Raw genomic sequence first — 19347 nt, 5'->3', positions numbered from 1 at the left:
GACGACGGCGGCGACGCTCGCGAGGTACACCGGCACCCAGAGCCGCGTCGGGAACGTGAACCCGTCGAGGACGACGCGGCGGCCGACGTCGCTGACCGCGAACAGCGCCGCGGAGACGAGCGCGAGCTGGGCGGCCCGCGAGTGGACGGCGCGGCGGAACGGTTCGAGGACGTCCCCGCCCTCGTAGTTCGCGAGGTAGACCGCGGTGGTGGCGACGACGATGCCGGCGACCGCGGTCGGCTCGAGGTACGCGCCGAGGACGAGCACCTCGATGGGGACGACGAACACGGGGACGATTTTCGCGATTGGCGCGACGTAGGAGACGTCGCCGACAGCCAGCGCCTGCACGGAGACGACGAACGCGAGCGCGCCGAACACGACGGTCCCGGCGAACACCGCGACCGCCCACGCGCCCATCGACGGGAACGCCGGCAGGCCGTCGCCGCCGGTCGCGACGGCGAACGGGAGGTACCACGCGATTGCGGCGGCGTTGACGAACACCGTGAGGACGGCGCCGTGGACGCCCACGAAGTAGCGTTTCAGGACGAAGAGGTAGGTGCCCCAGAGGCCGGCGGCGGCGAGCGCGTAGAGTAGCCCGGACTCCATTCACGCGGACGGAGTCAGCGCCGAGAGAAGAGTGGTTCGATTGCGGGACGACGGCTACTCGCGGAGGCCGTGGACGTACGTCTGGTCGTGGTCCGGGAACACCTCGCGGATGGCCTCCTCGCCGTGTTCGGCGCGGAGAATCGCGCGCAGTTCGGCCTCGTAGTCGGCGCGCGGAATCTCCTCGCTGGGGCCGACCTCGACGTCGAGCTCGGCGTCCACGAGGCGGTCGACGGCGCCGCGGCCGAAGCCGGCGAGCGGCGAGAGGTAGTCGACGCCGTGGCGGTCCTCGAGGCTCTGGGCTTGCGCGCGGGAGACGGTGGGAACGCGGTCGTCGCGGCGGGTGCCGTCCGCGACGGCGTCGAAGTCGAGGGCTGCGACGGCCTCCAGCGCCTGCTCGTGGACGTGCTGGATGCCGTTGCGCGGGTAGCCGTCCTCGCGCATGCGCTCGGCGGCGTCCTCGGCGACCTCGCGGTCGAGCTCCAGCGCGCGGAACTCGAAGCCCGCGGCGTCGGCGGCGCGGCGCGCGTGCTCGTGCTCGTCGGTCACGCCGAAGTGCGCGGTGACGAGGGTGACGTCGTAGAAGCGCTCGACGAGCAGCGCCGCGAGCGTGGAGTCCTTCCCGCCGCTGTAGAGCAAGCCCAGCCGCATCGCCTACCGGCGGTTGATGTTGAAGCTCTGGGAGTCGGGCTTGAGTTCGCGGAGCAGGTCTTTCATCTGCTCCTCGTCGATCTGGTCCTGGAGGCGGCCGGACTGGGCGAGCGCGAGAATCTGCTGTTCGGCCTTCTCGGCGAACTCCGGCTTGCTCATCTTGATGGTGTTGAGGCGCTTGCGCGCGCCGTCGGTGAGGTGCTGTTTGAGCAGCGCCTGCTTCTGCTGTTCGGCCTGCTCGCGCTGGGCCTGCTGGGCGGTCTCCCGGTCGCCGCCGCCCTGCTGTTGCTGCTGTTTGAGCTGTTCTTTCTTCTGCTGGCGCAGTTCTTCGAGCCGGTCGTCGTCCGGGCTCCCACTCATACTCGTCAGTAGTCGGCGAATCCGGATAATTGTAACGCAACCGCGGGAGCGCCACGGCTACGCGGTCGGCGACGACGGAGAACGGAGGGGATTACGCGTAGCGTTCGAGTTCGGGGCGGTCGAGGTTCTCGATGACGTCGCCGGCCGTCTCGTCGAGGAGGCTGCGGCCCTCGGCGGTGACGACGCGGCCGCGGTCGTGTTGCTGCTCGACGAGGCCCTCGTCCTCGAGCTGCTGGAGCGCGGTGCGGACGATGTTCCGGGAGCTGGACGTGCTGTCCGGCGGGGAGACGCGGTAGCGGTTGGAGCCGTCCGTGGTGTCGCCGTAGGCGGTCGCGAGGCGCTTGACGCCGATGGGGCCGTCGATAGCGACCTTCCGGAGGATGCTGGCGGCGCGGCGCGCCCAGAAGTCCTCCTGTTCGGGGGGGAGTTCGCGGCCGACGCCGGTCTTCGCGAACTGCGCCCAGTCCGGTTCGTCGAGTCGGTCTTCGAGCTCGCTCGCGAGCTCGTCGACGAGCTCGTCGGCGGGAGCGTCGTAGAGAGTTGCCATTACCCGGAATTCACGTCGGATTCGTTTAAAGCCATCGTTAGGGACTCGTGGGCGCCGTCGGGGCCGTCTAGGCTCCGGAAGCGCCCCCGAACCGCGCGGCATCCGGAGCGTTTTACGCCGGGCCCTCGAATCCGGGAGCATGAACGAACGGGCGGCCCTCGACGTGGTCGGCGGGCTGGTCGCGGGCGCCGGGGACGACGCCGCGGTCGTCGACGACACGGTGTTCACCATCGACATGCTCCACGAGGCGACCGACTTCCCGGCCGGTACGACCCGGTACACGGCGGGCTGGCGGTCGGTGGGCGCGTCGCTGTCGGACGTCGCGGCGATGGGCGCCGACGCGACCGCGGCCGTGGGCGTCTACGGCGCGCCGGAGTTCGAGGAGGGCGAACTCCGCGCGTACGTGGAGGGCGCGCTGGACGTCTGCGAGGCGGTCGACGCGGAGTACGTCGGCGGCGACCTCGACGGCCACGAGGAGTTCACGGTGGCGACGGCCGCAATCGGCCGCGCGGACGACCCCGTACTCCGGAGCGGTGCGACCGCCGGCGACGCGCTCGTCGTGACGGGGACGCTCGGCCGGACGGCGGCGGCCATGCAGCGCTTCGAGTCGGGGAACGTCGAGGCGGCGAACGAGCTGTTCCGGTTCGAGCCGCGCGTGGCGGCGGGCCGCGCGCTCGCCGAGTGCGCGACGGCGATGATGGACTCCAGCGACGGCCTCGCGCGCTCGCTCCACCAGCTCGCCGAGGCCAGCGACTGCGGGTTCGCCGTCGACGCCGAGCGCGTCCCGGTCGCGGACGAACTCCGCGGTTCGGTCGACGACCCGCTGGACGCGGCCGTGTCGTACGGCGAGGACTTCGAGCTCGTCGCGACCGTTCCCCAGAGTGCGGTGGACCAGGTACGGGAGGCGACAGCGGTCCCGATTTCTGTGGTCGGCGAGGTCACCGACGCCGGCGTGACGCTGGACGGCGAGCCGCTGGCGGACCGCGGCTGGACGCACTAACCGACGATCTGGATGGGCACAGGCATGAAGCAGAGCGCGCCGAGGACGAACGTGAGCACGCCGACGGCGACCCGGCGGCGGTCCAGCGAGGCGTCGTCGACGGGGTCGACGCCGCCCGCGAACGTGACCAGCGTCGCGATGACGCCCCAGACGATCCAGATGCCCGCGGTGTCGCCGGCGTCCGCGACGAACCACTGGTAGCCCGCGAGCGCGAACAGCGCCGTCGGCACGAGTGGCGCGACCCGGTCGGCGTGCTCGCCGACCAGCGACCGGAGGACGTGGCCGCCGTCGAGCTGGCCGACCGGGATGAGGTTCAGGAACGTCACGAACATCCCGATCCAGCCGCCCATCACGACCGGATTGACGGACTTCGCGGGGTCGCTGTAGGACAGCGGCTCGCCGATGACGGCGGCGACGGCCTCTAAAAGCGGCGGGTACGCGAACTGGACTTCGACCGCGGCCGAGGACGCGAGGAACTCCGCCGGCACCGTCACTGGCGGGAGCCAGAGGCCGACGGCGGAGACGGCGACGGCGGCGACCAGCCCGGCGAGTGGGCCGGCGGCGCCGATATCGAAGAGGGCGCGCCGGTCGGGAATCCGGCCGCGCATGCGGATGACCGCGCCCATCGTCCCGAACAGCGACGGGAACGGGATGAAGTACGGGAGTGAGGCGTCGACGTCGTGGTAGCGGCTCATCGCGTAGTGGCCGAGTTCGTGGACGGCGAGCACGCCCACCACGGAGAGCGTGAACGGCAGCGCGCGCACGACCTCGGGGGAGAACGGGTCGACGTAGTACCAGTTCGCGCCGACGAACAGCGTCGACGCGAGCGTCGCGACGAACAGCGCGACGTTCGTCCACGGGACGCCGCGGTCCTCGTTCGCGTCTCGGGGTTCCGCGACGAGGACGGCTTCGCCCGTGCGGCGCGCGAGGCGGACCTCGTAGCCCTGCTCGCGGAACGCCGGCCAGACGGCTTCCTCGATGGTCTGGCGGTCGGCGCGCGGGTCGCCGAAGTAGAGCACGCGACCGTCGTCGCGGCGCACCTCGTAGACGTCGAACACCGACGCGAACGAGTCCGGATGGGGGGCGCCGTCGGGCGGCTGGGCCGACATCACCGTCGCTTACCGTTCCAGCGGTTTAAGCACTTAGTCGCCGGCACGCGCGGCTACCGGTCGAGAGAAGCGGGAGGGAAGGGCGGCTGTGTCAGGGCGGTGCGAGCGCGAGCGGGGGGTTACGCGGACTGCACGCGCCAGGTGGTGGCGCTGGTGTACGACCACTTCTCGACTTCGAGGTCGGTCGCGGACTTCGAGAGCTTCACCATGAGCGCGCCGATCTCCTTGGGGGAGAGGTCGACGTCGTCGGCGATGAACTTGCTCTTGAAGTACACCTCGCCGTCGTCGGCCTTCTCGCGGAGGTACGCCTTGAGCCGCGTCTCCTTGTCCTGCGGTTCGTCGGCGTCGGTGGAGGGGGTCTGTGTTGCGCTCATCTTCGATTCACCCTACTGGCTGCGGGAGGTTATAAAGGGGTGAACGTTCGGGCAGATTCGCGCAATTTCAGCCGAAAACCGACTTCCCCGAACGTTTTACAACGGTTCGAGATTCGCTTAGACGTTTTACCGAGCGCTCAGAGAGATTATTTCTGGATAAATATATCTGTTTCTAAGGTCGGACGCGCGGCGCGCGAAACCGGGGGTCGAGCGGCGGTTCGGCGGCGGTATCGGGCGTGAAATCGTCGGCTCGCGGACCGGTTCGACTACTGCTCGTGCTTCCAGAACTCGCCCTCGACGGTGACCTCCTTCTTGAAGATCGGGACCTCCTCCTTGAGGCGGTCGATGCCGTCCTCGACGGCCTCGAACGCCTCCCGGCGGTGGCCCGCGAGGACGGCGACGAAGACGATGTCCTCGCCGGCGTCGACGCGACCGACGCGGTGGTGGAGGCGGACGTCGAGGACGCCGTCGCGGGCTTCCAGTTCCTCGCGGATGGCCGCGGTGCGCTCGGCGGCGACGGCCTCGTACTTCTCGAAGGTCAGCGACTCCGTCCACTCGTCCTCGTCGTCCTCGAGCGCGCGGACGCGGCCCGTGAACGTCGCGATCGCGCCGGCGTAGTCCGCCCGGGGGGAGCGCTTCAGCGCCGCGACCAGCGAGGACAGCGTCTCGAACGGGTCGGCGGCTTCGACTGCCTCGACGGCCGCGTCGAGGTCCGGGTCGTCCGGGTCCACGCGGAGCGCGGGGTCCTCGACGGCGGCGTCGCCGACCGCAATCTGGGGGACGCGGGCGTCCGGGAAGCCGACGAGCAGGGCGTAGTCGTGGTCGCGGGCGAGGTCGTCGAGCACGTCGTCGACGTCGGCGTCGGGGCCGGCGCCCGTCCAGCCGTCGCCGACGGTGTACGTGGTGCGGTCCGGGACGTCGGGGTCGCCGGCGCGGACGACGCCGACGCGGCCGCGCTCGGCGAGCCGGTCGGCGAGCCGGTCCGCGACGCCGCCGGCGCGTCGCCGACGATGCCGTGAAGTTGCATACTCCAACGTCGGGGGGCTCGCGGCTTGTAGGTGTCGCCAGCTACCGCGCGCGCCACCACCGCCAGCCCATCGACAGGCCGGCGAGGAAAAGGAGGAGGGCGACCACGTTGACCACGTCGTCGTAGGGAGGCGAGAGCAGGTCGCCGAGCTGGAGCAGCGAGTACGCCAGCCAGAGGAGCGCGACGGCCACGAGCGCGAACGCCCGCAGCGGCGGTAGCGAGCCGAACTGGTAGCGCCACGCGGTCGCGAACAGCACGAGCAGCCACGCGACGGTCAGGAGGACGGCGGGGTCGGTGACCGCGACCATACCCGTGCTCGGAGCGCCGGCCGGAAAACCGTTCGTCGCGTTCGCAGCCGTTGCACGGGAGTTGACAACCCTTAAGGACGCAACAGGGGTATCAGGGTGTAGTATGCGTGTCGTGGTTTCTATCGGCGGTAGCGTCCTCGCGCCCGACCTCGCGCACGAGCGGGTGGAGGCTCACGCCGCCGCCATCGAAGAACTCGCCGACGCCGGCTGCGAGATCGGGGCCGTCGTCGGCGGCGGGGGTGTCGCGCGGGAGTACATCACGGCGGCGCGAGAGCTCGGCGCCAACGAGATCGAACTCGACGACATCGGCGTGGACGTCACGCGGCTGAACGCCCGCCTGCTCATCGCGGCCCTCGACGGGATGGCGGCGCCGAGCCCCGCCGAGGACTACGAGACCGCGGGGGAGGCGATTCGCCGCGGCGACGTCGCGGTGATGGGCGGCGTGGTCGCGGGGCAGACGACCGACGCCGTGAGCGCGGCACTGGCGGAGTACACGGACGCGGACCTCCTGCTGTACGCGACCAGCGTCCCGGGCGTGTTCAGCGCGGACCCGAACGAGGACGCCGACGCCGAGCACTACGAGCGGATGACCGCGGGCGACCTCGTGGACATCATCGCTGACATCGAGATGAACGCGGGGTCGTCGGCGCCCGTCGACCTGCTCGCGGCGAAGCTCATCGAGCGCTCGGGCGTCCGCACCATCGTCCTCGACGGCACCGACCCCTCCCGCATCGTGGACGCCGTGCTGCGCGGCGAGCACGACGGGACGGACGTCATCCCGGAGGGCACCGCCGACCAGATGACCTACTGGGCGGACGACCAGTAATGCACCCCGACGACGACCCCTACGCGCTCGGCGACGACCGGAGCTTCTGGGCGGACGCGGTCGCGGACCGCGTCCTCGAACGCGACCCCGAGGAGCCAATCGTCATCAAGGGCGGCATCTCGCCGTCCGGCGTCCCGCACCTCGGGAACATGAACGAGATCCTCCGCGGCTACTTCGTCGCCGAGGTGCTGCGCGAGCGCGGCTACAAGGTCAGGCAGCTGTTCACGAGCGACGACCGCGACCCGCTCCGGAAGCTCCCGCGGAAGCTCGCGGACCTCGACGGCGACCTCGTCGACCTCGGGGACGTGAACGCGGGCGCGCTCGGCCAGAACCTCGGCGCGCCGTACACGGCGATTCCGGACCCGTTCGGCTGCTGCGACTCCTACGGCGAGCACTTCTCGAACCTCATCGAGGAGTCCGCGGAGCTGCTCGGCGTCGACGTGGAGATGGTGTCGAACACCGCGCTGTACGAGGACGGCGACCTCGAAGCCGTCACCGAGTTCCTGCTGGAGCACCGGGAGCTTGCGGTCGACGTCCTGAGCGAGTACCAGGAGAAGGTCGACGACGACTACGTCCCGTTCCGCCCCATCTGCGAGCACTGCGGGCACGTCACCGAGACCGACGCCGTCACCGACATCGACCTCGACGCGGGCACCGTAGAGTACGAGTGCAGCGACGTCGAAGCCGGCGACCGCACCATCGAGGGCTGCGGCCACGAGGGCACCGCGAGCCTGCGCGACGGGAAGCTCCCGTGGCGCTTCGAGTGGCCCGCGCAGTGGCAGGTCCTCGGCGTCGACTTCGAGCCGTTCGGGAAGGACCACGCGGAGGGCTCGTGGCCGTCCGGCACCGACGTCGCGCGGAACGTCCTCGGCGACGAGCCGCCCGTGCCGATGGTGTACGAGTGGTTCACGCTCGACGGCGAGCCGTTCTCCTCCTCGGAGGGCCACGTCGTGCTCGTGCAGGACGTGCTCCGGCTGCTGGAGCCCGAGGTCGTCCGGTTCTTCTTCAGCAAGGACCCCCAGCGCGCCCGGGACTTCTCGATTGCGCGCCTCGACCAGCTCGTCGACGAGTTCGACCGCATGGAGGCGGTCTACTTCGGCGAAATCGACGCCGACGAGGACGAGTGCGAGCGCGCCGAGCGCGTCTACCCGCTGCTCGTCGACGACCCACGCGAGGAGCGCATCCGCATCCCGTACACGTTCGCGGCCGTCCTCGGCATGACCGACGACCCCGCGCTCCGCGAGGAGATCGCGCGCCGCGAAGGGCACATCCCCGACGACGCCCCGGACTGGGCGGTCGACGCGGCGCTCGAACGCGTCGAGCGCGCCCGCGAGTGGGCGCGCCGGACGGACAACGAGTTCAACTACGACCTCAAGCGCACCGAGATTCCCGACCACGACTTCGACGCCGCGACCGAAGCCGCGCTCGACGAGCTCGCGGACTTCCTCGAGGCCGAGGACCCCGACGGCGACGCGCTGCAGGGCGAAATCTACGAGACAGCGAAGCGCCACGACGTCGACATCGGCGCGTTCTTCTCGGCGGGCTACCGGCTGTTCTTCGACGAGGACCAGGGGCCGAAGCTCGGGCCGTTCCTCGCGAAGCTCGACCGCCAGTTCGTGCTCGGACGGCTCCGCCGGCGGCGCTGAGCGGTTCGCATACCCAACGGCTTTTGCCGCGGGACCCCTGAATTCCGGGTAATGGATATCTGGACGGTACTCGGCGTCGCCCTGCTCGCGTACTGGGCCGGCGTGTCGTGGGCGAAAGCCCGCAACCTCCTGCCGTCGTTCGTCTCCGCGACCGGCCCCGTACTCACCCTCCACACGAAGCGCGGGAAGCGGCTGCTGGCGTGGGCCGCCCGGCCCGAGCGGTTCTGGCGCGCGTGGGGGAACTTCGGGCTCGGCGTCGCGCTCGTCGTCGCCGCCGGCACGCTGTTCATGCTCGTGACCTCCGCGGCGTCGACGCTCGCGAACCCGCCCGCGCCCTCCGCCGTGAACCAGCCGCGGAACGCGCTGGTCATCCCCGGCGTCAGCGACTTCATGCCGCTATCGGTCGCGCCAGAAATCGTCGCGGGGCTGTTCATCGGCATGGTCGTCCACGAGTTCGGCCACGGCCTGATGTGCTACGTCGAGGACATCGACGTCGACTCGATGGGCGCCGTACTGCTCGCCGTCCTCCCCATCGGCGCGTTCGTCCAGCCCGACGAGGAGAGCCAGCGCCGCGCCGACCGCGGCTCGCAGGCCCGCATGTTCGCGGCGGGCGTGACGAACAACTTCCTCGTCGTCGTGGTGGCGTTCGCGCTCCTCTTCGGCCCGGTCGCGGGCGCGGTCGGCGTCGCCAGCGGCGGGCTCGTCGGGAGCGTCCACGAGGACTCGGCGGCCGCCGCGACCGGCATCGGCGCGGGCGACCGCGTCACCGAGGTCGGCGGCGTCGCGGTCGCGAACAACACCGAGTTCCAGCGGGCGCTCGCCGACACGGAGAGCCGCGAGGTGGAGGTGACGCTCGCGAGCGGCGAGCAGGTGGTCGTCGACCGCCACTTGCTCGTGACTGGGGTGGCCGCCGACTCTCCGCTCGCGGACGTCGGCACCGGGAGCGTGCTCGCGTCCGTGAACGGCACCGCGGTGTACACGCAAGCCGGCCTCGAGGCCGCCGTCGAGGACCGGACGGTCGCGACCTTCGAGACCGCCAACGGCACGAGCGTCACCGCGCCCGCCGGCGCGTTCGTCACCGTCGTCCCCGACTCGCCCGCGGCCGACGCGGGCCTCCCCGGCGAAGGTGACGTCATCGTGACCCGGATGGACGGCGAGCGCGTCGCCACCGGCGCGGACATGCGGGACGTCCTCGCGGCCCACGAACCCGGCGAGGCGGTCGCCGTCGAAGCGCACGTCGACGGCAGCGTCGAGACGTACGACGTGACCCTCGGCGAGCAGGAGGACGGCTCCAGTTACTTCGGCGGCGTCATCGCCAGCGGCGTCAGCGGCCTCACCGCGTCCGGGTTCGGCGCGCAGCTCTACCCCGCCGAGGCGTTCCTCTCGCTGGTCTCCGGGAACGTCGGCGACACGGGCCTCGGCCTGCTGCTCGGCGGCGCCGCCAGTGGCCTGGTCGGCTTCCTGCAGGGCGTCGCGGCCGCGCTGTTCCTCCCGCTGTTGAGCCTCATCGACCCCACGCTGGCGTTCAACTTCCCCGGGTTCGCGGGCGTCAACGAGAACTTCTACGTCGCCGCCGGCCCGCTCCCCGACAACGCGGTGTTCGTGCTCGCGAACGTCCTGCTGTGGACCGGGTGGATCAACCTCAACCTCGCGTTCTTCAACTGCATCCCCGCGTTCCCGCTGGACGGCGGCCACCTCCTGCGGACGGTCGCCGAAGCAGTCACCGCCCGCCTCCCCATCGACGACCGCCGGGCGGTCACCCGCGCGGTCACCACGAGCATCGGGCTGACGATGCTCGCGTCGCTGGTCATCATGTTCTTCGGGCCGCAGCTCCTGGGCTAGTCCTCGAGGCCCATCCGCTCAGCGAACTCCTCGGGCGTGTCCTCGACGCGCTCGAACTCCTCGAAGTAGTACTCGTGGTGGCGGATGAGCTGTTCCGCGATCCACGCCGAGAACGCCTCGTCGAAGCGCCACCCCTCCCCCGCCTCGGGGTTGTCCACCGCGAAGCGTCGTCGGTCGCCAGCACCGCGAACACGTGGTAGAACCCGAGGATGACGTCCGTCACGTCCTTCGCCGTGTCGCCGACCTCCGCGCGCTTCTCCGCGAGCTCCTCGCGGCCCGCCTCGGTGATCTCGAAGTACTTGCGGTCGGGCTCGTCCTCGACCTCGATGCGCTCGGCGTACCCCTCGTCCTCGAACTTGTAGAGGATGGGGTAGACGGAGCCGTACGACGGCTCCCAGTGGCCGCCGCTGAGGTCCTCGATCTCCTTCAGAATCTCGTACCCGTAGCGGGGCTGCTCGTCGAGCAGCTCCAAGACGAGGTACGAGACGAGCCCTTTCGGCGGACCGCTCTTTCGCATTCGGCCACAGGTTTCGCTGTTCGGGTGGAAAGCGTTTCGGTCCGGCCACCCGTCCGATTCGGCGTTTCTGAACCCGGAGGAGACGCCACCGCCGACTCCTCGAACGCTCCGGCTGTCAGCTGATCGGGTCGCTGACGGGACTCGTTAGGAAAACCCTTCTACGGCGAATCCGAACACCGAGGCATGGTTGACGCGCCGCAGACGGAGGAGGGCTGGTTCGCGCTCCACGACTTCCGCACCGTGGACTGGGACGCGTGGCGGGACGCGCCCGAACGGGACCGAGAGAGCGCACTGGCCGAGGCCGAGTCGTTCCTCGAGGACCGCGAAGCGCTCGCGGACGCCGACGACGGCGACTCCGCGGTGTTCTCGATCACGGGCCACAAGGCCGACCTCCTGTTCGTGCACTTCCGGGAGACGCTGGACGAGCTCGACCGCATCGAGCGCCGCTTCGAGGGGACGGCGTTCGCCGAGTACACCGAGCAGTCGTACTCGTACGTCTCTGTCACCGAGATCTCGGGGTACACGAGCCCGGAGTACTTCGAGGACCCCGAGAGCGTCGACGCGGGCCTCCGGAACTACATGGAGGGGAAGCTCACCCCCGAGATTCCCGAGGACACGTACGTCTCCTTCTACCCGATGAGCAAGCGCCGGCAGCCCGAGCAGAACTGGTACGACCTCCCGATGGAGGAGCGCGCCGAGCTGATGGCGGGCCACGGCGAGGTCGGCAAGCGGTACGCGGGCAAAATCAGTCAGGTCATCGCCTCCTCCGTGGGCCTCGACGACTGGGAGTGGGGGGTGACGCTGTTCGCGGACGACCTCACGGACGTCAAGGACATCGTCTACGAGATGCGCTTCGACGAGGCGTCCTCGAAGTATGGCGAGTTCGGCGAGTTCTACGTCGGCCGCCGCTTCCCGCCGGAAGACCTCGCGGCGTACATGGCCGGCGAGGAGGTCCCAACGCCCGAGGACGACGGCCACGCGCACGCCCACGGCGAGACCGAGCACGCCCACGGCGACGACGGTCACGCGCACGGTGACGGCCACGACCACGGCGACGACGGTCACCACGACCACGGCGAGGAGGAAGAAAGCGAGAGCGAGGGAATCCGCGGCGAGCTTGAGGACCTCGACATCTACGCGGGCAAGCCCCACGGCGAGGACGTGTACGCGACGGTCCTCTACTCGGAGGCCGACGTCGACGAGCTGTTCGAGGAAGTAGAGGGCCTGCGGAGCAACTTCGACCACTACGACACGCACGTCAAGACCGCCGTCTACGACGGCCGCACGACCGACCGCGCCGCGGTCGTCTCCATCTGGGACACCGCCAGCGCCGCCGACACCGCCGCGGGCTTCCTCTCCGAGCTCCCGGAGGTCGTCGAGCGCGCGGGCGAGGAGTCCGGCTTCGGCACGATGGGCATGTTCTACGAGACGAAGCCCGAGCACACCGACGACTTCGTGGAGAAGTTCGACGCCGTCGCGGACGTGCTCGCGGAGATGGACGGCCACTTCGAGACCGACCTCATGGTGAACGTCGAAGACGAGAACGACATGTTCATCGCGAGCCAGTGGGCGTCCAAGGAGGACGCCATGGCGTTCTTCCGCAGCGACGACTTCGCCGACACCGTCGACTGGGGCCGCGACGTGCTCGCTGACCGCCCGCGGCACGTGTTCCTCGCGTAACTTTTCGCGTCGGGGGTTCGCTGCGCGACCCCCTCGGTCCGCTCGGGTACGCTACGTCGCTGGACATCGCCACGAGCGCCGCGAATCGACAGCCGAGGTGTACGGGCGTCAAGCGACGGTGACGAGCGAGAGCGCGACCAGCGGCACGTGGAAGGCGGCGTGGGCGACCATCGCGGCTTCGAGGCTGCGGCGCCAGTAGAGCCAGCCGAACGCGAGGCCGGCGAGCGCGTTCAGGAGGACGATGCGCGCGACGAGCGCGGGCGTGAGGTCGACGCTCGCGGCGAGCGCTGGGAGGTGGGCGACGCCGAACAGCACCGCGGCGACGACGACGGCCACCCAGACGACGGGGGCGGACGGCCCGCGCGCCGGCGACCCCGTGAGCTTCCAGCCGGCGAACGCGAGCGCGGACATGAGCCCGTACCGCAACAGGAGTTCCTCCGTGACGCCGCCGTAGAGGAAGCGCACCGGGGCGTACGCGAGCACGTCCCCGACCGTCCCCGGGTCCGCGACGGCGACGAGGTCGTCGGCGACGAACGCCGCGAACGCGACGTCCAACGCGACGACTGCGACTGCCCCGCCGACGCCGAGGCCGACCGCCAGCGGCAGGTCGTCGCGGAGGCGCGACCACACCGTCGCGTCGCCCTCCGCGCGTTCCGCGAGGTAGGACTGGAATCCGATCCGGGGCGCGGTGTACGCGCCGAGCACGCAGGCAGCGGCGAGCAACACCAGCGGGTTCGCGGCCGCGGCGACGGCGTACGCCGGCCGCGTGAGGCCGCCCGGAACGGCCGCCGGGTCGACGGTCGCGTAGACGTACGCGGACAGCGCCATCACGCCCGGGACGCCCGCCAGAAACGTCGCCGCGAACCGGCGGCGGAACGAGTGCGTCGGTGTCACGTCCCGTCCGACACAGAGCCAGTAGAAAAGATTGCTGCCGGTTCGCCGTTCAGTCCGCGGAGCCGATGAGGCCCGCGGCCTGGAGGTCCTCGCCGTCGACGCTCGTGCGGTAGTCCTCGTGGCTCATGCCGTCGAAGCGGTCGACGCCGAAGTTGTCCGCGTAGAGGTCGGCGACGCGCTCGCGCTCCTCGCCGCTGAGCGCGGGCGTCTCGGGGGCCGCGGCCCACTCGTCGATGTCCGCCTTCGAGCGGAACGTCGGCGTGACGGTCGCGACCTCGTCGAAGCTCAGGAGCCACTGGATGGCCGCCTGCCCGAGCGTGCGCTCGCCGTCCCGTTCGAGGAACCGGAGGCTCTCGACTTTCTCCCAGCCGGTCTCGTACCACTCGTCGGGGCGGAAGCCGCGGTGGTCGCCCTCGCCGAGCTCGGTGTCGGGCGTGACCTGCTCGTTCAGGAGGCCCGAGGAGTGCGGGACGCGGGGAATCAGGGAGGTGGCGGCGTCCTGCTCGCGGACGTACTCCACGAAGTGGTTGTGGACGTCCTGTTCGAGGACGTTGCCGACGTACTGCACGGAGTCGAAGGCCTCCTCGATGGCCTTCTCGCCCTCCGCGAGCCAGCCGATAGACGGGCCGAGCGCGACCCCGATGGCGTCCGCGCGGCCGTCCTCGCGGAGCTCGTCGAGGAACTCCACGACGTCCGGGGTGAGTTCGTCGACGTCGGGGTTGTGGAGCTGGAGGACGTCGACGTGGTCGACGCCGAGGCGGTCCATGGACTGCTCGACGGCGTCCCGGAGGTACGCTACTGACATCTCCTTCGGGAGCTCGCCGTGGCCCGCCTGCGGGTTGTTGTAGAAGTCGTAGCCGACCTTCGTCGCGACCGTCATCTCGTCGCCGCGCTCGGCGAGAACCTCCCCGAGCAGCTCCTCGCTGCGGCCGTGGCCGTAGACGTCGCCCGTGTCGAAGTACGTGATGCCCTGGTCGAGGGCGTACTCCACCATCTCGAGGGCGTCGTCCTCGTCGCGGTCCCCCCACCAGTCGGTGCCGACGACCCACGCGCCGAACCCGACTTCGCTGACCTCGACTCCGGAGCTCCCGAGCTCGCGATGTTGCATACCGGCACGTTGGGGGGACGGCCACTTAGCGGGTGCGGTTCCGGTGGGGTCGCTGACGGGCGGCGGCGGCGTCGTAGCCGGCTCGCGACCGGGTTCGGCGGTGGTTCCGGGGGTTGCCGTCGGGACGGAAACCAATATCAGTGCCCGCAGCCGAGGTAGGAGTATGACCAAGCGCCACGTCTCCCTGCCGGACGACGCGGAGGCGACCCTCCGCGGGTTCGTCTCGGAGGTGGACGACCGACTCGCGGCCGCGAGCGGGCCGGACGAGCTCGCGGACGCCGTCACGGAGACGCTCGTGGACCTCCACGGCGCCCGGGACGCCTACGAGAGCTGGCAGAACGACGACCACGTCTCGCCGACGGAGGCCGCGCGGCTCGCGAACTTCGACCCGCGGAACGCCACCCTCGAGTCCGAGTACTACGCCGAGAAGGACGAGGAGGCGTTCGCGCGCTCGAAGCCCCTGCAGTGGCTGTGGCGGCAGTTCGACAACACGCCGCTGGCGGACAACGTGGAGTTCGCGCTGCGGTTCCGCCGGATGCTCGCCGGCCACCTCTTCGAGAGCGTCGGCGAGGGCGTGCGGCTGTTCAAGGGCATCTCGATGACGTACGGCCACAACATCGAGATGGGGGACAACGTCGTCGTCCACGACGACGTCCACCTCGACGACCGCGGCGAGCTCACCATCGGCGACCGCGCGAGCCTCAGCGACGGCGCCCACATTTACACCCACGACCACGACGTCGTCGACCAGACCGTCGTGGAGAACTTCCACACTATCGTCGGCGACGACGCCCGCATCACGCAGGGCGCGCTCGTCCGCGCCGGCGTCCGCGTCGGCGAGAACGCCATCGTCGGGTCACGGGCGGTCGTGCAGAACGACGTCCCCGACCACCACATCGCGGTCGGGATGCCCGCCAAGAGCATCAAAATCAAGCCCGGCTGGGAGTCCGAGGCGATACCGGTCGACGAGGCGGGCGAGAACCGCCAGGAAGAACGCCGCATCGACTACGACCTCCCGGACGACCTCGACGACTTCGACGAGTTCCAGCGCGACCTGAACCCGCCGGACGCGTGAGCCGCGCCGGACTCGCGCCGCGCCGACGGGCGAAGCGCTGAATAGGATGGCCGTGTTACGTTCACACATGGAATGGGGGTTGTTCGTGCTCGCGGTGCTGCTCGTGGCGGCCCTGCAGTTCGCCGTGTGGCGGCGCCTCCAGAGCGAGGACGCCGGGACGCCCGAGTCCGGCCTCGCCGAGAGCGCGTCGCCGGCGGACGTCGCGTCGTCCCAGAGTAACGCGTCCGTGCTGCTGTGTCCGGCGTGCGGCGCCGAGAACGACGCCGACTACCGGTTCTGCCGCGAGTGCGTCGCGCAGCTCCAGCCGTGACGCGGGCGGTCGCACTCAACGTCGCCGCGAACACGAACCAGCCGGGGTTCCGCGGGCCGCTGCGCGCGGACGGCTCGTTCGTCTACGTCCCGATTCCCGAGACCGAGCCGACCAGCGAGGCCGTCCCGACGTACGCCGACCTTGACCTCCCCATCGACGTGCCCGACGACGTCCGGGAGACGCCGGTCCACCTCGACCCGGCGTTCGCCGAGTACCCGTGCTGCGAGCGGTACACGTACGGCGACCCGCACGGCCTGAAAGCCAGCCCGCTGCTGGACCTCGATGCCGGCGACCGCGTCTACTTCTACGCGACGCTGGACGCCCCCGACGACCCCGGGCCGTGGATGGCCGCCGACTGGGGGACCTACGTCATCGGGGAGTTCGTGCTCGCCCGCGACCCCGTGACCGGCGACGAGTTCGAGGCGCTCCCCGAACGCGAGCGAGACGTGTTCGCGGGGAACGCCCACCGCAAGCGCGACCCCTTCGACGCAGCCGTCATGCTCGCGGGCACCGACGACTCCCGGCTCTACGACCGCGCCGTCCCGCTGAGCGGCGCGCGCGGCGTCGACGCCAACCGCGCTGTCACCGAGTGGTCGGCGGACTCCGGGAAGGGGCCGTGGTGGCGGCGGCCGTTGCGCTACGGCGACGCGGGCCACGCCCGCCTCCGCGAGTGGGTGCAGCGGGAGTCGTACCCGCCGGTTCGCTGACGTTTACGTGCGCGGCCCGCGTACGACCGGGTATGCTGGAACTGTACCAGTCCGAAGGCTGCCCGCACTGCGCGAAAGTCCGCGAGAAGCTCTCGGAGCTCGGCGTCTCCTACGTCGTCCACAACCCCCGGCTCCCGGGCGGCGAGGGCGGCGACGTCACCAACGAGCGGACCTACGAGGAACTGACGAACGGCGGCGAGGACCAGATTCCGTACCTCGTCGACACCGCCCGCGAGGAGGCCCTCTACGAGAGCGACGACATCGTCGACTACCTCGACGAGCACTACGCGTAACTGCGGTTACTCGTCGATATTTTCGAGTGCGACGAACGGCCAGCGACAGCGCCGTCGCTGGCCGGTTCGAGTAGTGGAGAAGTGCGCTGGCCGGGAGTGAGCAGTCCGCAGGACTGCGAACATCGGAAGACGCGCAGCGTCTTCCGGGAAGTCACGTGAGCGGAGCGAACGTGACATCGGGCAGCGCACGAGCTGTCGAACGAAGTGAGACTGCGAAGTGCGCTGGCCGGGAATTGAACCGGAATCAGACGGTCCTGCTCGCCTCGCGTCGCTCGGCTGCGCGGGCTGCGACTGATAGGGTTCAATTCCCTCGCGCATTCACGAGAGTATCGAACGGCCAGCGACAGCGCCGTCGCTGGCCGGTTCGAGTAGTGGAGAAGTGCGCTGGCCGGGAATTGAACCCGGGCTATGAGCTTGGGAAGCTCATGTCCTACCACTAGACCACCAGCGCGCTCAGCGTTCGCGCCCTGCGGCTCGCAAACCCGTCGGGTCTGCTCATCACCAGCGCTCCATCAACGAGTAGCTGACCGCCTCACTTGAACGTAGCGTTTCGGGGAGTGGACGCGCGTCCACGAATCAGCGACAGCGAGTGGGTTTTAGTCGGCCCGCGCCGAACCCCGAGACGATGACTGCGCCAGACACCATCGAGCCGCTGGACCTGCGGTTCTCGGAGTCGGAGTTGGCCGCGCGGCGGGACCGCATCCAGTCGTTCCTGCGGGAGACCGTGGAGGCGGCGGGCGCTGACCGCTGCGTGCTCGGGCTCTCCGGTGGCATCGATTCGACGACGGTCGCGCACCTCGCGGTGGACGAGCTCGGGACGGACGCCGTCCACGGGCTCGTGATGCCGGGGGAGGTCTCCAGCGAGCAGAACATGAGCGACGCCGAGCGCGTCGCCGACGACCTCGACATCGAGTACGACGTCGTGGAAATCGACCCCGTGGTCGACCTGCTGACCGACCTCTACCCGCCCGCGGCGGGCGACCAGCTCGCGGTCGGGAACGCCCGGGCGCGGACGCGAGCGGTGCTGAACTACCTCGTCGCGAACTACGAGAACGGCGTGGTGCTCGGCACGGGGAACCGCACGGAGGCGCTCGCGGGCTACTTCACGAAGTACGGCGACGGCGCGGTCGACTGCCACCCTATCGGGAACCTCTACAAGATGCAGGTCCGCCAGCTCGCCCGCGACCTCGGCGTCGACGACGACCTCGTGACGAAGACGCCGACCGCGGAGCTGTGGGCCGACCAGACCGACGAGGAGGAGCTCGGCGTCGACTACGACACCATCGACGCGGTGCTCGCGCTGAACGTCGACGGGAACGTCCCGGCGAGCGCGACGGCCGACCACCTCGGAATTCCCGACGGCGTCGTGGAGACCGTGCGCGGGCTCTACGAGCGCAGCGAGCACAAGCGCGCGGTGCCGCCGACGCCCTAGCTCTCGAACGGCTCGTCGGCGAGCAGTCGCGCGAACGCGTCGGCCTCCGCGCGGTCCGAGGCCTCGCGGTCGCCGTCGGCCGCGAGCAGCGCGGCGAGTTCGCGGAGCGCGGCCGGGTCGTTGGCGGCGACTTCGTCGGCGACCGCTCGCGGGTCCGCGACGACTCGAGAGACCAGCCCCATCTCGCGGGCGGTCTCGGCGTCGACGGTACGCCCGGACAGCGAGAGGTCCGCCGCGTGCGTGGCGCCGACCGCTTCGGGGAGGCGCCGGGTGCCGCCCCACGCGCCGAACACGCCCAGCGAGACGCCGGGTTCGGCGAACGTCGCGTCCGGCGTGCAGACGCGGACGTCGCAGGCGAGCGCGAGCTCGACGCCGCCACCGCGGGCCGCGCCGTCGACGCCCGCGACGACCACGTTGTCGGTGTCCTCGACGGCGTTCAGGGTGCGCTGGCCGCGGCGCGCGAACGCCTCCCCGCGGGGACCGTCGAGGTCTCGAACGACGTCGAGGTCGGCGCCCGCGCAGAACGCCTCGCCAGCGCCGTGGACGTAGACGACCGGCTGGTCGGCGTCGGTCACGGCCGCCCGGAGGTCGTCGAGGGCTCGCGGCGTGAGCGCGTTCCGCGCCTCGGGCCGGTCGAGGGTGACGACGCGGACCGCGCCGTCGTCGGTCACGCGAACCATACCGGACCGTGGCGGCGGTTTCCAAAGGTCTTTGCCGTTCCCGCCGCTATCTTCGGTCGATGGAGGAGGCCGAGCAGGCGCGGGCCGCCGCCCGGGACGCCGTCGCGGACATCGAACCCGACGGCCTCCGGGCGGTCATCGACGACCAGGTCGCGTCGTCCTCGATGCTCCCCGGCGTACTCACGGTGCTGAGCGCCCGCGTCGTCGACGGGTCGGTGGACGACGACGCGGTGACGCGGCGAGCCGCCGGCGTCCAGTTGATCTACGAGGGGCTGCGCACCACGCGGGACCTCGTCGCCGAGGAGCCGTGGGCGCACACCGACGAACAGGACCCCAGCGACGACCTCGACGTGCTCGC

Annotated in this window: 21 protein-coding genes, 1 tRNA gene and 2 pseudogenes; 11 read left to right on the top strand and 13 right to left on the bottom strand. The window is 70.5% G+C overall.

From position 1 onward, the window contains the following. The 4 genes from GJ634_RS08135 to GJ634_RS08120 form a co-directional block, all read right to left on the bottom strand. Window positions 1–606, bottom strand: a 606-nt coding sequence (locus GJ634_RS08135) for an EamA family transporter (protein WP_157502005.1), incomplete at its 3' end; no start/stop codon positions are given. A gap of 54 nt (window positions 607–660) precedes the next feature. Next, window positions 661–1254: an asparagine synthase-related protein gene (locus GJ634_RS08130; RefSeq protein ID WP_157502003.1), complete on the bottom strand. Its 594-nt coding sequence runs from the start codon at window positions 1252–1254 to the stop codon at window positions 661–663. A 3-nt stretch (window positions 1255–1257) separates the two neighbouring features. Next, entirely contained in the window at window positions 1258–1614 is a 357-nt protein-coding gene (locus GJ634_RS08125) for a DNA-binding protein (RefSeq protein WP_157502001.1), read from the bottom strand. 91 nt (window positions 1615–1705) lie between these two features. After that, the gene (locus tag GJ634_RS08120) at window positions 1706–2161 is read right to left on the bottom strand and encodes a 30S ribosomal protein S19e (RefSeq protein ID WP_157501999.1); all 456 of its coding nucleotides are present in this window, start codon (window positions 2159–2161) and stop codon (window positions 1706–1708) included. Between the two features lie 139 nt (window positions 2162–2300). Here GJ634_RS08120 and thiL point away from each other — a divergent pair, with 139 nt between their 5' ends. Next, window positions 2301–3161, top strand: a complete 861-nt coding sequence (thiL, locus tag GJ634_RS08115; protein WP_157501998.1) for a thiamine-phosphate kinase — start codon at window positions 2301–2303, stop codon at window positions 3159–3161. Here the strand turns inward: thiL and GJ634_RS08110 are convergent. From GJ634_RS08110 to GJ634_RS08095, 4 genes are all read right to left on the bottom strand, one after another. Then, entirely contained in the window at window positions 3158–4270 is a 1113-nt protein-coding gene (locus tag GJ634_RS08110) for a site-2 protease family protein (RefSeq protein ID WP_157501996.1), read from the bottom strand. The genes thiL and GJ634_RS08110 overlap by 4 nt on opposite strands. A gap of 119 nt (window positions 4271–4389) precedes the next feature. After that, window positions 4390–4644, bottom strand: a complete 255-nt coding sequence (locus GJ634_RS08105) for a hypothetical protein (protein ID WP_157501994.1) — start codon at window positions 4642–4644, stop codon at window positions 4390–4392. 266 nt (window positions 4645–4910) lie between these two features. Beyond that, the gene (locus GJ634_RS08100; RefSeq protein WP_157501992.1) at window positions 4911–5678 is read right to left on the bottom strand and encodes a molybdopterin synthase; all 768 of its coding nucleotides are present in this window, start codon (window positions 5676–5678) and stop codon (window positions 4911–4913) included. Window positions 5679–5712: 34 nt separating this feature from the next. After that, the gene (locus tag GJ634_RS08095) at window positions 5713–5979 is read right to left on the bottom strand and encodes a hypothetical protein (RefSeq protein ID WP_157501990.1); all 267 of its coding nucleotides are present in this window, start codon (window positions 5977–5979) and stop codon (window positions 5713–5715) included. A gap of 103 nt (window positions 5980–6082) precedes the next feature. Between GJ634_RS08095 and pyrH the strand changes: the two genes are divergently transcribed. Genes pyrH through GJ634_RS08080 form a run of 3 tightly spaced genes read left to right on the top strand, consistent with a single transcriptional unit; the run spans window position 6083 to window position 10293 of the window. Next, the gene (gene pyrH / locus GJ634_RS08090) at window positions 6083–6805 is read left to right on the top strand and encodes a UMP kinase (RefSeq protein WP_157501988.1); all 723 of its coding nucleotides are present in this window, start codon (window positions 6083–6085) and stop codon (window positions 6803–6805) included. Then, window positions 6805–8451 (top strand): lysine--tRNA ligase, encoded by a 1647-nt coding sequence (lysS, locus tag GJ634_RS08085; protein ID WP_157501986.1) that lies wholly within the window; start codon window positions 6805–6807, stop codon window positions 8449–8451. Before pyrH ends, lysS begins: the two co-directional genes overlap by 1 nt. A gap of 51 nt (window positions 8452–8502) precedes the next feature. After that, window positions 8503–10293 (top strand): site-2 protease family protein, encoded by a 1791-nt coding sequence (locus GJ634_RS08080; protein ID WP_157501984.1) that lies wholly within the window; start codon window positions 8503–8505, stop codon window positions 10291–10293. Here the strand turns inward: GJ634_RS08080 and GJ634_RS08075 are convergent. Then, window positions 10290–10810 (bottom strand): annotated as a pseudogene (locus tag GJ634_RS08075) (PadR family transcriptional regulator). The gene GJ634_RS08080 and the pseudogene GJ634_RS08075 overlap by 4 nt on opposite strands. A 183-nt stretch (window positions 10811–10993) precedes the next feature. Between GJ634_RS08075 and GJ634_RS08070 the strand changes: the two are divergent. Beyond that, window positions 10994–12490 (top strand): heme-binding protein, encoded by a 1497-nt coding sequence (locus tag GJ634_RS08070; RefSeq protein WP_157501982.1) that lies wholly within the window; start codon window positions 10994–10996, stop codon window positions 12488–12490. 108 nt (window positions 12491–12598) lie between these two features. On the opposite strand, the gene GJ634_RS08065 is transcribed toward GJ634_RS08070, so the two are convergent. Both GJ634_RS08065 and GJ634_RS08060 read right to left on the bottom strand, forming a co-directional pair. After that, complete coding sequence (locus GJ634_RS08065; protein WP_331714058.1) at window positions 12599–13384, bottom strand: type II CAAX prenyl endopeptidase Rce1 family protein; 786 nt, start codon at window positions 13382–13384, stop codon at window positions 12599–12601. A gap of 49 nt (window positions 13385–13433) precedes the next feature. Further along, window positions 13434–14492: an aldo/keto reductase gene (locus GJ634_RS08060; RefSeq protein WP_157501980.1), complete on the bottom strand. Its 1059-nt coding sequence runs from the start codon at window positions 14490–14492 to the stop codon at window positions 13434–13436. Between the two features lie 163 nt (window positions 14493–14655). Between GJ634_RS08060 and GJ634_RS08055 the strand changes: the two genes are divergently transcribed. The 4 genes from GJ634_RS08055 to GJ634_RS08040 all read left to right on the top strand — a co-directional run bounded on the left by GJ634_RS08055 (window position 14656) and on the right by GJ634_RS08040 (window position 16877). Beyond that, entirely contained in the window at window positions 14656–15567 is a 912-nt protein-coding gene (locus GJ634_RS08055) for an acyltransferase (RefSeq protein ID WP_157501978.1), read from the top strand. Between the two features lie 67 nt (window positions 15568–15634). Continuing rightward, the gene (locus GJ634_RS08050) at window positions 15635–15877 is read left to right on the top strand and encodes a zinc ribbon domain-containing protein (RefSeq protein WP_157501976.1); all 243 of its coding nucleotides are present in this window, start codon (window positions 15635–15637) and stop codon (window positions 15875–15877) included. Further along, window positions 15874–16584, top strand: coding sequence for a hypothetical protein (locus GJ634_RS08045; protein WP_331714057.1), 711 nt, complete (start codon window positions 15874–15876; stop codon window positions 16582–16584). The genes GJ634_RS08050 and GJ634_RS08045 overlap by 4 nt, the downstream gene beginning before the upstream one ends. Before the next feature lie 32 nt (window positions 16585–16616). After that, the gene (locus GJ634_RS08040) at window positions 16617–16877 is read left to right on the top strand and encodes a glutathione S-transferase N-terminal domain-containing protein (RefSeq protein WP_157501973.1); all 261 of its coding nucleotides are present in this window, start codon (window positions 16617–16619) and stop codon (window positions 16875–16877) included. 380 nt (window positions 16878–17257) lie between these two features. On the opposite strand, the gene GJ634_RS08035 is transcribed toward GJ634_RS08040, so the two are convergent. Continuing rightward, window positions 17258–17328 (bottom strand) — tRNA-Gly (locus GJ634_RS08035). Window positions 17329–17502: 174 nt separating this feature from the next. Between GJ634_RS08035 and GJ634_RS08030 the strand changes: the two genes are divergently transcribed. After that, entirely contained in the window at window positions 17503–18309 is an 807-nt protein-coding gene (locus GJ634_RS08030; protein ID WP_157501970.1) for an NAD+ synthase, read from the top strand. On the opposite strand, the gene GJ634_RS08025 is transcribed toward GJ634_RS08030, so the two are convergent. Next, window positions 18306–18989 carry an enoyl-CoA hydratase/isomerase family protein gene (locus GJ634_RS08025; RefSeq protein ID WP_157501967.1) on the bottom strand — a complete coding sequence of 228 codons (684 nt, stop codon included), beginning with the start codon at window positions 18987–18989 and terminating at the stop codon, window positions 18306–18308. The genes GJ634_RS08030 and GJ634_RS08025 overlap by 4 nt on opposite strands. Window positions 18990–19048: 59 nt before the next feature. On the opposite strand from GJ634_RS08025, the pseudogene GJ634_RS08020 reads away from it, so the two are divergent. Beyond that, window positions 19049–19347, top strand: a pseudogene (locus GJ634_RS08020) (hypothetical protein); the annotation flags it as partial.

The organism is Halobacterium sp. CBA1126 (assembly GCF_009741975.1).
Classification (GTDB): domain Archaea; phylum Halobacteriota; class Halobacteria; order Halobacteriales; family Halobacteriaceae; genus Halobacterium.
This window is presented reverse-complemented; position numbering and strand designations above follow the sequence as displayed.